This window comes from Streptomyces flavofungini, from assembly GCF_014650815.1.
In the GTDB taxonomy this organism is placed as follows: Bacteria; Actinomycetota; Actinomycetes; order Streptomycetales; family Streptomycetaceae; genus Streptomyces; species Streptomyces flavofungini.
On record NZ_BMVR01000007.1, the window covers coordinates 447904 to 461325 of the forward strand.

A 13422-nucleotide genomic window follows, 5' to 3' on the forward strand; every position below is an offset into this window, starting at 1 on the left:
CGCCCCCGACCGTCGGCGACTGACGGTGACGCATGCGGGCGGTGGCCGCTCCCGAGCCGGAGCGGCCACCGCACCTTTTCGGCCACGACGGCCGACGGGTTCGATCCGGCGGAGGGGAACAGATCCATGACAGCCAAGGCTGCCCAAGCAGGCGGCGCGCCCGAGGCGGGGAGCGCCGTGTGGGCGCTGATACGCCAACTGCCGCGCGTCGCCCGGGGCCTGACCATCGCGCTCGCCCTGCTGATCCTCGCGCAGACCGCGGGCAGCGCCCTCCTGCCCCTCGCCACCGGCTACCTCGTGGCCGCGCTCACCAGCACCCCCAAGTCCCTGAACAGCATGACGGTGGGGCTAGCGCTCCTCGGCCTCGTCCTGCTCCTGGACGTGGTCCTCGACCCGATCCGCACCATGGTGGCCTCCCGCCTCGGCACCGCCCTGGACGGGGCGACCGCCCAGCAGACCGTCGACGGCGCACTGCGCCCCGCCCAGATCGACCACTTGGACGACACCGAGGTCGCCGACCGGATCGAGCGGGCCCGCGCCGTCGGCCTGGGCGCGCACCCACCCGGCCAGGCCGTCACCGCGCTGGCCGGGCTCGTCCCGCTACGCCTGACAGGACTGGTCTCCGCCGCCCTCCTGGGCTGGTTCGGGCAGTGGTGGATGCCGTTGGTCCTGGGCGCGGCCTGGGTGCTCACCGGCCGCTGGCAGGAGAAGGAGATCGGCCGGTCGGTCTCCGCCCACTCCGGCAACACCGCACAACTGCGCCGCGCCGCCTACCTGCGGGAACTGGCGACCACCGCGCCCGCCGCGAAGGAAGTACGGCTCTTCGGGATGCGCTCCTGGCTCGTCGAGCGCTTCAGCATCGCCTGGTGGGACGGCATGGTCCACATGCGCCGGGCGCGGGTGAGCCCGCGACGGCACGCTCTGGCGATCGCGTTCCTCCTCGCCGCGCACCTGGCCGTCGTCCTCACCCTGGCGTTCTCGGCGGCACACGGCTCGTTGTCGGTAGGGCAGTTGACGGTCGCGCTGCAGGCACTGCTCGGCCTGTTCGCCCTGGGGTTCAGCGGTGACCTGCAGTGGACGCTGCACACGGCCAGCGCCGCCGTGCCCGCGGCCCTGGCGGTCGGCGAACTGGACACCAGGGCCGAGCCCGGGACGCGTACCGCGACAGCGGCCCTGCCCGACCGGGAGATCCGCTTCGACCAGGTGCGTTTCCGCTACCCCGGCGCCACCGCACGCGTACTCGACGGCCTGGACCTGACCATCCCGGCGGGCTCGTCGCTGGCGATCCTCGGCGACAACGGCGCGGGCAAGAGCACCCTCACCAAACTCCTCGCCGGCCTCTACCTCCCCGACCGGGGTCGCATCACCGTCGACGGCCAGGACCTCGGCGACTTCGACCCGGCGGCCTGGCGGCGCCAAGTCGCCGTGGTGTTCCAGGACTTCGTCCGCTACCCCTTCTCCGTACGGGACAACGTGACCTTCGGCCACATCGAGGCGGCCGCCACCGACGACGGGCACCTGGTCGAAGCCGCCCGGCTCGGCGGCTTCCTCGGCGTCGAACCGGAACTGCCGGACGGCTGGAACACCCCCCTCAGCGGCGCCTATACCGACGGCACGGAACTGTCAGGCGGACAGTGGCAGCGGCTGGCGCTGAGCCGCGCGCTGTACGCCGTCCGGCACGGCGCCCGCGTGCTCGTCCTCGACGAGCCCACCGCCCACCTCGACATCGAGGCCGAACACGAGCTGTACGCCCGCTTCCTGGAGATCACCGCCGGACTCACCACGATCCTGGTCTCGCACCGGTTCGCCACGGTGCGCCTGGCCGACCGGATCGCCGTCGTGGACGGCGGCCGCATCAGCGAGTACGGCACACACGACGAACTGCTCGCCTCCCAGGGGCGGTACGCGCGGATGTTCCGCGTGCAGTCCGAACCCTTCGACGTACGCCAGGGGAGCCACAGTGGCTGACAGCCGACGGGACGCGAAACCGAGCAAGCCGAGCAAGCCGAGCCAGGCGGGCAAGTCGAGCAACCCGGGCCGGCCCGGCAAGGCGGGCAAGGCGGGCAAGACGCGTGAGGCGGGCAGGACGACCGGCACGGGCAAGGCGGACGCGGCGGCGAAGGCCGGACCGGGACGCCGGAGCCGGGGCCGCAGGGGGCTCGCCGGGATCCGCCTCCTCGTCGGCACGGCGATCCAGGTCGACCCGCGCCGCGCCCTGCTGGTCCTGATCCTCTCCCCGCTCCTCAACGTCGTCGCCGCGCTCCAGGCCCTCGGCCTGCAGTGGATGGTCGACGGAAGCACCGGCCACGACCGCGCGGAGACCGTGCGGGGCGGGCTGCTCCTGCTCGTGGTCACGGTGTTCGTGCACCAGGCGGCGGCCATCGCCACGGACGTACGACTGGTCCTGCAGCACCGCATCGGGCTCGAGTTCGACCGTCGCCTGATGAACCTGTGCTCCTCGCCCGCGCACATCGGGCACTACCAGGACCCCGACTTCCTGGACACCGCCGAGGTCGTACGCCAGCGCCGCGGCGAATTCGGCACCGGCTTCGCGGCCCTCGTGGAGAACGCCAACCTGGTGGCCCGGTGCATCGGCGCCCTGGTCCTGCTGGCGTTCGCCAACCCGCTGCTCGCGCTGCTGCCGCTCACCATCGTGCCGTTGGCGTGCGCCAACCGCTGGCAGGCCCGCCTGGTCGCGGAGGCGGAACGGGCGGGCGCCGCGGCCGACCGGCACCGCATGGCCCTGTTCTCCCTGGCCACCGACCCCGTACCGGCCCGCGAGGTACGCCTGTACCGACTCGCCGGTGAGCTGTCGGCACGGCACCGGACGGCCTTCCTCGACGCGAGCACCCCGCGCGAGGCGGCACGGGCCAAGGGCGCGTGGGCCGTGGCGGGCGGCTGGCTGTTCTTCAGCGCCGCGCTGATCGGCGGTCTGTACCTCATCTCCCGGGCGGTGATCGACGGCAACGGCTCCGCGGGCCAGGCGGTCCTGGTCCTGCTGCTCAGCACCCGGCTCGTCGGCGCGACCACCGGCCTCGGCTGGCTCCTTGGCTGGCTGCGCCGCGCCCTGGACACCGTCGCGCAGTACCTGCACCTGGTCGACTACCCGCAGGGCGACGTCCCATCCGGCGAAGGCCGGACCCTGCCTCCCCGGGGCGATCTCGTCCTCGACGGCGTGTCGTTCACCTATCCGGGTCGTACGCAACCGGCGCTGGGACCGGTCGACCTGCGTCTGCCCTCGGGCGCCACCGTGGCCGTCGTGGGCGACAACGGCGCGGGCAAGTCCACCCTCGTCGCCCTCCTCGCGGGGCTGCAGCCGCTGGGGGAGGGCCGCATCACCTTCGGCGGCCGCGACCTGAAGGAGGTGGCGCCGGAGGTGTGGCGGGCCGGGGTGACCGCGTGCTTCCAGGACTTCTGCCGCTTCGAGCTGCCCGTCGCCGAATCCGTGGGCCTCGGCGACCTCAACGCCCTGGAGGACCGCGACAGCGTCCGGGCAGCGCTCGACCAGGCCGGTGCGAGCGACGTCGTGGCCGGGCTCGACGCGGGCCTCGACACCCAACTGGGCCGCACCTACCCGAACGGCACGGACCTCTCGGCAGGCCAGTGGCAGAAGCTCGCCCTGGCCCGGGCCCGGATGCGGACCCACCCCCTCCTCGTCCTCCTCGACGAGCCGACGGCCAGCCTCGACCCGGACAGCGAGGCGGAACTCCTGCGCCACTACTTGCGCGCCGACCGTGCCGACCGCGGCCACCCGGACACCATCACCGTCATCGTGTCGCACCGCTTCAGCACCGTGCGCCAGGCCGACCTCATCGTCGTCCTGGACGGCGGCCGGATCACGGAACTGGGCACCCACACCGAGCTCCTCGCCCGGCACGGCCGCTACGCGACCATGTACGCCTTGCATGCCGCCGCGTACGCCGACACCGCCCCGACCGGGACGGCGTCGGCGCCCGGCACGGCCGACGCCACGACTCCCGTTCCCGCCCCCGTTCCCGCTTCGGCGGCGCGCGCGGGGTCAGGTGCGGTGGAGGGCCGGAGGTAGGTCCTTGCGGGAGTGGACGCCGAGTTTGCGGTAGATGCGGGTGAGGTGGCTCTCGATGGTGCGGACGGACACGCCGAGGCGGTGGGAGATCATGCGGTCGGGCAGCCCGGCGGCGGCCAGCGAGGCGATCTCCACCTCGCGCGGGGTCAGGGCGTCGGGCAGGGGCCGGGGCGGGGTGACGCCGAGGCGGTGGCGTAATCGGCTGGCCAGGACCACCGCGTCGCTGTGGTGGCGGCCCTGCGCGGGCAGGGCGGTCGCGGCGTGTTCGGCGAGCCGCCACGCGGGTGCGTTCATGCCGAGGGTGTCCAGGCGCGTCGCGTGGTCGAGGAGTTCGGTGCCGATGCCGCGGGACAGCGCGAGGACGGCCTCGGCCGCGGCGATCAGCCGGGGCGCGTCGACGTGCCGGACGGCGGTGGTGAGCCGGTCGGTGACATCGGCGGGTGGCCGGGCGGGCGTCAGCCAGGCCGTGTACACGAGGTACTCCACCTCCACCGCCCAGCAACCGGCCGCTCGCGCGGCCTCGACGGCACCGCGCATGTGCCCTGCCGCGGCCGCCGTGTCGCCGCGCGCCACGGCCACGGCGGCGTGGGCCCACTGCCACCGCCCCGGCATGATCGAGACCGCGTCCGGCGGACAGGCCGCGAGCACCCGCTCCGCGTCCTCCGGCCGCTGCTCCTCGGCCAGGCACACGACGAGCCAGCACACTGCTTCGGTCCGCAACAACCGTCGGCCGCTGAGCTGTTGGACCACCGCCTCGCGCAGCCGGGTGATCGCGTCGGGGCGGTTGCCGAGGGCCCAGTGGAGGCAGCCGCCGAGCAGCGTCGCGGCGGAGCCGCTCAGTTGCCCGCCCGCCTGGCCGGTACGGCCTGCCGGGCTCGGACGGCCTTCCCGCCCGTCCAGGTGATCTGTCGGACTCGGATGGCTTGCCTGCCCCACCAGGCCACACCTCGGACGGCCTTCCCGCCCTGACTGCTCCGGCCCGCGGGACCGGGCCCGCTCACCTGCCGCCCCCGCCTCCCGCGGGTCGTCCGCCTCCGGCCCGGGGGCGGGATCATCGGCGAGGACCCGCGCATCCGCGGTGCGCCAGATCTCGGCGAACGCACAGACAGCAGCCGCCCATTCGCGTTCCCAGGGGCTGCTCGCCGGGTTGGCGGCCGTGGTCTCGGCGAGCGTTACCGCGTCGAGGGTACGTCCGGTCAGCGCGAGGGACACGGTCAGGGCGAGCCGGGCGTACGCGGGGCCCGGCCCTCGTGCGGCGTGGCGCAGGACCCGCTCGGCGAGGGCGAGCGCGGCGTTGGTGCGCCCCGCGCAGAGCAGGACCAGGGCGCGCATGCCGTCCACGGCGGCTGCGGCGGAGGGCGAGGCGGCGGCCGGGTGGAGCCGGGTGAGGTGGAGGTCGGCGGCGGCCGGATCCCGTTCCGCCCAGCAGCGGTGGGCGCCGAGCGCGATCGCTGCGCCCAGCCTGCCCCAGGGCGTGCGGGCCCGGGTGTGCTCCCCTTCCAGGACGGTACGGGCCCGGACGGTGTCGCCGAGTTCGACCAGGGCGTCGGCCAGCGGCACCGCGGCCGTCCGGGACTGCTCGTACGCGCGGCGGGCGAACCGGCAGGCGAGCTGCGGGTCGTGCCCGCGCACCGCCTCGGCCGCCCGGATCAACAACCCGGTGTCGACGGGCCCGTGGGCATCGAGCTGCCAGCGGGCCAGGGTCACCGGATCGGGCGGGGACGCGCAGGCGTCGAGCAGCGCGGCAGCCAGCCGGCGCCGCCGCAGCCGGGGCAGTCGCTGCCGCACAGCGGCCCCCAGCATCGGCTGGCCCAGGCGAACCAGGAGCTGCCGCCCCGGCCCGTCGAAGGTGTGCAGCAGCCCTTCGTCCTCCAGGTCCTCCAGGCGCCCGGCGAGTCCGGGTGCGACCGCCTCCAGGACGGGCAGGGGCAGCGGTTCGCCGAGCGCGACGGCGGCCAGCGTGTCCTGGTCGGCGGGGGAGAGGTGGTTCAACTCGTGGTCGTACAGCTCGGCCAGCCGCGGTGGCACGATCAGCGGCCCGCGCCAGCGCCACAGACCGCCCTCGGCCACCAGATGGCGCGAGACGCGGGCGTGGCGGACGAGTTCGGTCAGCAGCAGCGGGTTCCCGCCGGTCCACTGCTGCAGACAGTCGACGGTGGCTTGCGCGACCGGCCCGCCCGCCAGGCTGCGGATGAGCTGCTGGGTGCCGACGCGGCCGAACGCCGCCAGGTCAAGCCGCTCCAGGTAGCCGTCCTTCCACAGCGCCACCACGGCGTCCGACACCGGCGGTTCCGCCGCGCAGGCCGACGGGGAACACGCGGCGACCATCAACCGCACCACCCCCTCGGCGGCCAGCCCCAGCGCCAGCGCCGCGCCCCGGTCGTCGAGCCGGTGCGCGTCGTCGATGACGAGCACCGGGACGCGCGGCCCGGCACGCCGGACGAGTTCGGCGTTGAGCGCACCGTACGCCTGGTGGTCGTCGAGCCGGTCGCAACCGCCGAGGACGGAGCGGAACGCGCCGAAGGGAACCTGCCGGCTCGCCCGCGTCGCGGCCGTCCACACCACCTCGAACCGCGACGTAGCAAGCCGCCGCGCGACGGCGGAGAGCAAGGCCGTCCTGCCGACTCCCGGCGGACCGACGATTGCCGTACCCCGCATGGACACCACCGCCGCCAACGCCGTACGGAGCTCCTCGTCCCGGGCGACGAAGGCCCCCATGCCCTGGTTGTCTCGCATTGTTTCTCCCCCACGCGCGGCACGGCCCGCTGACATGACGTCCTGACCGGGCATCGCCGCACCGTTTCAGGAGACCCCCGCGGGCACGGGCGGCCTCCCCTTCATGAGCGAACTAGGGTGACCTGCCTGACAGAACGGGCCTGAGCGGGCCGAGCGAGCCGCGCGTGGGGCCGAGGGCGGGTCGTAGGGCCGGTACTCTCCCGCGCACCGGCGGCGTCATGCCACGCGCGAGCCGCCCCTCCAGGGCGGCCGAGCACCGGCCCCGCGGACGGGAGCGCTCTGCGCAGCTACAGAGCAAGCCCACGGCATCGCAATAAACAAGCCATGAATGCCCGCTCAACGCCGCGCTCCGACAGCCTGGCGGCTCGGCCGTTCAGTGCTGCGGGGCGGCGTGTGTCTGCCGACGATAGTGCCCGGGAGCCTGTCCGTGCTCACGCTTGAAGGCTTTGGCGAACGCGTACTCGGAGCTGTATCCGGTCCGGGCCGCGATGGTGGTCAGCGGTGCCTGCGTCTCGCGCAGGAGGGTGGCGGCGGTCGTCATGCGCCAGCGCGTCAGGTAGGCCATGGGGGGCTCGCCGACGAGGTGGGTGAAGCGCCGGGCGAATGCCGCGCGGGACAGCCCGACGCGTTGGGCGAGCGACTGGACGGTCCAGGGGGCGGCCGGCGTCTGGTGGATGGCGGACAGGGCCGGGGCGACGGCCCGGTCACCGAGGGCCGCGGCCCAGCCCTGCGCGGTGGCCGGAGCCTGGTCCTCCAGCCAGGCCCGCAGGATGTACAGCAGCAGCGAGTCGATCAGCGCGGGAACGATCCCGGCCGATCCGATACGAGGTGACTCCAGCTCCGCCTTGAGCAGCTGCACGGCCGCGCTCAGCTCCCCGTGACGGCCGTTCCCGGTGGCCAGATGAATGATCTCGGGGAGCTGGCCCACCAGCGGATGCGGTCGCGCCTGGTCGAGGTGGTAGTTGCCGCACAGGAGGCTGGTCCGGGGCCCGTCACCGCCGATGGTGACGGTGCCGAGCACGGGCCCCGCACTGTACTGCTCGGGTTGTTCCTCCACCGCCGGGGTGGCGGGGTCGTCGGCGAGGATGTGCCCCCGGCCATTGCGCAGGAAGACCACATCACCCGCGGCGAGGGCCACCGGAGCCAGCTGCGGCGCGTCCTCCAGCGGGACCAGCCAGCACTCGCCGGACAGCACCACATGGAAACCGGCTCCGGCGACCGGCGGAAGGCGCAGCCCCCAGGGGGCACTGCCGAGGGTGCGTACGGACGCGGGCCGCCCGGTACGCATCGAGGTCAGCGCCTCCGTCAGGACATCCATGCCTTCCCCCAGCCCCCGGCTCCCGCTCCGTGGCCGTCCCTGCCCAGGTGCACCGACCCCCGTGTCGCATTGACCCTGGTGCACCGGCTGGACGTACCGGCCTCCCACCTTACGTTCCCCTCGCATCCGTTCCGGGCCCGCATCAGCTGACGCTGAGTACGACCTTGCCCTGGACCGTGCCCGATCCGACGAGCTCGTGCGCCTTGGCGGCATCGTCCAGCGGGAAGGTCTCGGCGACGTGGGGACGGATCCGACCGGCGTCGACGAGCTGGGCGATCGCCTCCAGCGACGCGTAGTCGGGCTCGACGGAGACCCCGGCGAAGCGGCGCCCCGCGGCCTGCACACGGGCGGCCAGTTCCCGGTCGCCGTGTTCCATGATGCTCACGAGCGTGCCACCGGGCCGCAGCACCGACAGCGAACGCTCCCCTTCGGAGCTGGAGTCGAAGACCACCTCCACATCCCTGACCGCCTCGGTGAAGTCGGTGGTGCGGTAGTCGATGACCTCATCGGCCCCCAGACCGCGTACGAAGTCGTGCTTGGGCGCGCCGGCCATCGCGATGACATGGGCCCCGCGAGCCTTGGCGATCTGCACGGCGAAGTGCCCGACACCCCCGGCCGCACGGTGGACCAGCACCCGCTGCCCCTCGCTGACCCGGGCGGCGTCGACCAGCCCCTGCCAGGCGGTGAGCGCGGCCAGCGGTATGGCGGCGGCCTGCACGTGATCCAGCGTCGCGGGCTTGCGGGCCACCTGACGCGAGGGAGCCGCCACGTACTCGGCGTACCCGTTCGCGGCACGCGGGAAGAACGGCATCCCGAACACCTCGTCACCCACCGCGAACCGGGCCCCCGGCCCCGCCTCCGCCACCACCCCGGAGATGTCCCAGCCCACCCCGAACGGCGGCTCACCCAACAGCGGGTAAGCACTCGAGCGCACCGCCACGTCGACGGGGTTCACCCCTGCCGCCCGCACCCGCACCAGCACCTCGCCGCCGAGCGGAACGGGACGGTCGACCTCGACCGTCCGCAGCACCTCGGGCCCACCGAACGTCTCCTGCTTGACAGCACGCATGACTGATCTCCCTCACATCTCCCAGGGCTTACGAGCACGACCCGCGCTCCGCAGCCCCAACTGGCTGATGCGCCTCACTCTATGAAGATCGAACGAGCCGATGAATATCTACTGGTCTCCAGAAGATGTCCCATCGTCTACATCGACGGGGTAATGGTGTGGGCGGGCCGGCCGCCGCAGGAACACCACATGATCTGTCACGGCGGGTCTCCCCGCTTACTGGAGCGAGCGCGAGCGCGAGCGTGGGCGCGAGCGGGAGTGCGAGCACGAGCGCGGGTGCGGGGGCGGCAGCCTCAGACCATGAGGAGCAGACGCGTATGCGGCTTGAGCTTCCTGTTCACCGAACGGCTCTGCACGTACACCTCCAGCTTCGGGTTGTTCCCTGCCTTGACGGAGACGGTCCCCTGGATCCCCGTACCGAACAGGAGGCTGCGCGCCGCGTCCCCCGTGTAGGCGCGATCGGTGTCCTTCTCGACGACGATGACTTCCTTGTTCTGCTGCACCTGGGCCCGGGCGCCCAACTGGTAGTAACACGCGCCGCGTTCGTAACTCACGCCCGGGTGCGAGTCGACGAAGGGGCGGATCTCGACTTCCTTGTCGACCTTCAGGAGTCGGTACTTGTCGGCCGGAATCGGTTCGAGGTTCGCCCGCACCTCGTCCACCGATAGGTCCTGGCCGACGGCGAACAGGTGCTTCGTGCCGCGCACGCCCTGCTCGCGGCCCCGGAGGAAGCTGGTGGCGGCGGCGCGCACGGTGCCGATCGCCTCCTCCACGCCCTTCTGGGAATCCGCGTTCCAGATCGCGATGTTCCCGGCGGGGAATCCGTAGTTCTGGGCGGTCCGCTTGGCCAGCGAGTTCGGAACGAGGATCGCGGAAGTCCAGTGCCCCGGAAGTCCGCCCATCGTCGCCGTGATCCTGTCGAGCCAGGGACCGAGGACGGCCGGGTCGCCGTCGTGCCGCCGATCGCCGCCGGACGCGTTCTCCTCGCCGTCCGTCACCACGATCTGCAGGAAGCTGTGCTCGCCGTACTCCTCCCAGATGTGGCCCAAATCGTCCAGCGACTTCAAAGAAGCCTCGATGAGGGCCGTGGCGCCATTGTTGACCTGGTACAGCCCCCGCATGGACGGCAAATGCTTCACGTCCATGTCCCAGACCAAATTCTCCACCCTGTGGTCGAAGGAATAGAGGCTGATCCGGGTCTCATGGCCGAGGCTGTCCGACTCGGCCTTCAACCCGGCCACGAACTCGTCCACCACGCGGATGAGTTGATTCTGGTGCGGACGCATGGAACCCGAACAGTCCACTACCAGCGCGACGTGATTCACCTTGTGCTGGATCCTGTGTGCGGACACGTTTGTCCTCCCCCTCCGAGGCTCCCCGAGTGACGTTTTCACTCTACGAGGAGGCACTGACAACGGCGCCTGATGGCTCCTCACCTGCGGTTGTCCGGACGTCACCACGGACGACGGCGCCCCGCCGCCCGTGTGGGCGGCGGGGCGCCGTGCAGGAACCCGTGGGTGCCGGAGCCTGCCCCTCATCTCCGTGCTCCGGCAACCACAGCGGCTGCTTCCTACTTGTGGTCAACGAACCACTTCGTGCAGCCCTTGCCTCCCGAGACGGGGAAGACGCAACTACGCACGGCGTAGGACTTGTTTCCCCCGATCTGCAGCTTCACGGTCTTCGTCACCATCCAGTCACGCACGTTCGCGTCGAACCAGTTCGCTGTCTTGCTGCAGCTCTTGTAGCCGCCCTTCTTCTGCTTGATGTACTTCGTCGAAGGGTGCTGCACATGGTTCTTCATCTTGAACGGCTTGATGCTGCGCTGCACCTGGACCTTGTCGCCCTTCGCGATGTCCTCGGCGTAGGCGCGGGCCTTCTTGTCCCGGATGCTCTCCGTGTCAATGCTGGTGAAGCGCCCCTTGTACCGGCGGTTTCCGCTGTCCCGGTAGATCCCGACGCCAGGACCGGAGCAGAACGCCCTGGCCTCCTGGGACTGGGACGTCCCAGCGGCGGCCCGGGTCTCCTTGGCGCCGCTCGGGGCGCTGTCAGCGACGGCCGGCAGGCCGCCCGCCCCGACCGCGCCCGCTGCGAGAAGCAGCGAGGCGACGCTGAGGGTGGCCGTGCGGTTCTTGGTCATGAGATCTCCCCGTAGTCGTCTCCTGATCCGAGCCACCATGCTCATGGCCCGCACCCGACCGACTCCAGGGGTTTCGACGCTGCCCGAAACACTCTGACTCGCCCAAGGACGGGTCGAGTCAGCGAGGACGCAACCGCTCCCTGGCCAGCGCGAGCGCGGCCTCCGTCGGCGGCACACCGGACCGACGCCCATGCTCGATGACCGCCGCCAGGCGCTCGCCGACCTGACGTACCCGCTGCTCGGCCCGAGCGTCGTCGTGCTTGAGGAGCCGCTCCTCGAGGAAGGTCAAGCCGCCCGCGTTGACGCAGAAGTCGGGCGCGTAGAGGATCCCGCGCGCCTCGAGCGCGGCGGCGTACTCGGGGGCGGCGAGCACATTGTTGGCACCACCGGCGATGATCCGGCAGCGCAGCTCCGGCAGCGTACGGTCGTTGACGACACCTCCCAGAGCGCACGGGGCGAGAACATCGCAGTCGGCGACCACCGCGGTGGCGGGATCGACGACGCGCGCGCCGACGCCTCGGGCGACGGCATCCGCTCGCCGGGAATCGACGTCGGACACCAGCAACTCCGCACCCTCCGCCGCCAGCAGTCGAGCGAGGGCGGCACCCACATTCCCCACGCCCTGCACGCACACCCGAACACCCCGTAGATTCCCGTCGCCACCGGTGGCACGCAGACATGCCCGTATCCCTTCGAGGACACCGAGCGCGGTCATGGGGGAGGGGTCGCCGTCGGCGCAGACGGGGGAGGTCTCGGTGCCGATCACCGCCAGGTCGGCCTGCGTGGTCCCGACATCGTTGACGGGGATGAAGCGCCCGCCGAGGGTGGCGACGAAGCGGCCCTGGGCGCGCAGCAGTGCCTCGGACTTGTCGCGCACCGGGTCACCGATGATGACGCTCCAGCCTCCACCAAGATCGAGCCCCGCGGCCGCAGCCTTCAGCGTCATGGCCTGCGCGAGGCGCAGACCGTCTTCAAGGGCGGCGTTCTCGCTCTCGTACGGCTGCATGCGCACGCCCCCGAGCGCGGGCCCGAGGGTCGTGTCGTGGAGAAGAACGAGGGACCGCAACCCGGTCTCGGCATCGTGATGGAACAACGCCTGCTCGAAGCCGCCCGACTGGAGCCGGTCGAAAATCGTGAAGGTCATCCGGTCATCGTCGCAGCGACCACTGACATCGGGGGGCGCGGGAGCGTGCAGGGGAACCTCCGCCCCGTCGGACCTCCTCCCCGCACACCGCCCAGCGCGCCCACCACTGTGCGCTCCGGGCGATGAGCGTGGTCCCGTTCCCGACCCCTGACCTGGCTCGGGAACCATTCCCCCAGATCCTGCGTGATGTGATGTCGGCTGATGCTGAGGTGACCGAAGGGGACGAGATGAGAACGCGGACGATGGTGAGCGGGGCGGTATCGGCCTGTGTGGTGCTGATGGCGAGCGCGTGCGGTCCGGACAACGCGAAGGGCGACGCGGACACGAAGCCCTCGCGACCGTCCACGTCCACGCGGGAGAAGGAACCGTCGGCCAAGCCGTCCGCGCCCACCCGGACGAAGAAGCCATCGGCCACCCCGACCGGCGACCGGCCCGCCCCCAGGACGAAGGAGGGCGCGATCCAGCGCTACGAGCAGTACCTCCACGCCCTCGGCCGCGAGGACATCGACGGGGTCTGCGACGTGGCAGGTCCGGCAGCGAAGAAGGCAGAGGACCAGGGCCTCGGCCCGTGCACATCGACGTACGTCACCGTATTCAAGATGATCTCGCCCCCACAGAAGACGGCCCTCAAGACCGCGACGGTCGACCCGAAGCGCATCGTCGTACGCACACCCGAGAAGATCGAGATGCCGGTCGCCGCGGTCAAGTCCTCCGCGACCTTCTCGGAGAGCGACCTCGGCAGCTACACCCTGGAGTACCTCAAGAACAACTGGTACATCACCGACTGAACCGCGACGCAACCGACTGAACCCCGACGGCGAGCTGGCCGCGGAGGTGTGGACCGAACCTCACCACCGGGCCCGCCCGCTACGTGCAGTACAGGCGTGAGTACCTCGGCTGGGGCGTCTTTGCGCTGATGAGCCGCTGACACTCCGGCCGTGCGGGTCTGGGCAGCACACCCCTCGTGCCTCCC

General features: G+C 71.9%; 9 protein-coding genes. 3 read left to right on the top strand and 6 right to left on the bottom strand.

All coding sequences use genetic code 11. The features are described 5' to 3' along the window. Nucleotides 1–126 precede the first annotated feature (126 nt). Together IE274_RS21105 and IE274_RS21110 are read left to right on the top strand one after the other, a co-directional pair. The gene (locus IE274_RS21105; protein WP_190117383.1) at nt 127–1968 is read left to right on the top strand and encodes an ABC transporter ATP-binding protein; all 1842 of its coding nucleotides are present in this window, start codon (nt 127–129) and stop codon (nt 1966–1968) included. After that, on the top strand, nt 1961–4045 hold the full coding sequence (locus IE274_RS21110; protein ID WP_190117384.1) for an ABC transporter ATP-binding protein: 2085 nt from the start codon (nt 1961–1963) through the stop codon (nt 4043–4045). Before IE274_RS21105 ends, IE274_RS21110 begins: the two co-directional genes overlap by 8 nt. On the opposite strand, the gene IE274_RS21115 is transcribed toward IE274_RS21110, so the two are convergent. The 6 genes from IE274_RS21115 to IE274_RS21140 all read right to left on the bottom strand — a co-directional run bounded on the left by IE274_RS21115 (nt 4019) and on the right by IE274_RS21140 (nt 12449). Further along, nucleotides 4019–6781, bottom strand: coding sequence for a LuxR C-terminal-related transcriptional regulator (locus IE274_RS21115; RefSeq protein ID WP_190117385.1), 2763 nt, complete (start codon nt 6779–6781; stop codon nt 4019–4021). The genes IE274_RS21110 and IE274_RS21115 overlap by 27 nt on opposite strands. 373 nt (nt 6782–7154) lie before the next feature. Continuing rightward, on the bottom strand, nt 7155–8099 hold the full coding sequence (locus tag IE274_RS21120; protein WP_190117386.1) for an AraC family transcriptional regulator: 945 nt from the start codon (nt 8097–8099) through the stop codon (nt 7155–7157). A 142-nt stretch (nt 8100–8241) separates the two neighbouring features. Next, nucleotides 8242–9168, bottom strand: coding sequence for an NADP-dependent oxidoreductase (locus IE274_RS21125; protein ID WP_190117387.1), 927 nt, complete (start codon nt 9166–9168; stop codon nt 8242–8244). Nucleotides 9169–9461: 293 nt separating this feature from the next. Further along, complete coding sequence (locus tag IE274_RS21130; RefSeq protein WP_190117388.1) at nt 9462–10520, bottom strand: vWA domain-containing protein; 1059 nt, start codon at nt 10518–10520, stop codon at nt 9462–9464. Between the two features lie 218 nt (nt 10521–10738). Continuing rightward, entirely contained in the window at nt 10739–11305 is a 567-nt protein-coding gene (locus IE274_RS21135; RefSeq protein ID WP_190117389.1) for a hypothetical protein, read from the bottom strand. Between the two features lie 118 nt (nt 11306–11423). Then, nucleotides 11424–12449 (bottom strand): Leu/Phe/Val dehydrogenase, encoded by a 1026-nt coding sequence (locus IE274_RS21140; RefSeq protein WP_190117390.1) that lies wholly within the window; start codon nt 12447–12449, stop codon nt 11424–11426. 227 nt (nt 12450–12676) lie between these two features. Here IE274_RS21140 and IE274_RS21145 point away from each other — a divergent pair, with 227 nt between their 5' ends. Further along, the gene (locus IE274_RS21145; RefSeq protein ID WP_190117391.1) at nt 12677–13237 is read left to right on the top strand and encodes a hypothetical protein; all 561 of its coding nucleotides are present in this window, start codon (nt 12677–12679) and stop codon (nt 13235–13237) included. Nucleotides 13238–13422 lie beyond the last annotated feature (185 nt).

Coding starts and splice junctions, on each gene's coding strand:
- IE274_RS21120 (WP_190117386.1), bottom strand. CDS start 8,099: ATGGATGTCCTGACGGAGGCGCTGACCTCGATGCGTACCGGGCGGCCC.
- IE274_RS21125 (WP_190117387.1), bottom strand. CDS start 9,168: ATGCGTGCTGTCAAGCAGGAGACGTTCGGTGGGCCCGAGGTGCTGCGG.
- IE274_RS21145 (WP_190117391.1), top strand. CDS start 12,677: ATGAGAACGCGGACGATGGTGAGCGGGGCGGTATCGGCCTGTGTGGTG.
- IE274_RS21135 (WP_190117389.1), bottom strand. CDS start 11,305: ATGACCAAGAACCGCACGGCCACCCTCAGCGTCGCCTCGCTGCTTCTC.
- IE274_RS21140 (WP_190117390.1), bottom strand. CDS start 12,449: ATGACCTTCACGATTTTCGACCGGCTCCAGTCGGGCGGCTTCGAGCAG.
- IE274_RS21105 (WP_190117383.1), top strand. CDS start 127: ATGACAGCCAAGGCTGCCCAAGCAGGCGGCGCGCCCGAGGCGGGGAGC.
- IE274_RS21115 (WP_190117385.1), bottom strand. CDS start 6,781: ATGCGAGACAACCAGGGCATGGGGGCCTTCGTCGCCCGGGACGAGGAG.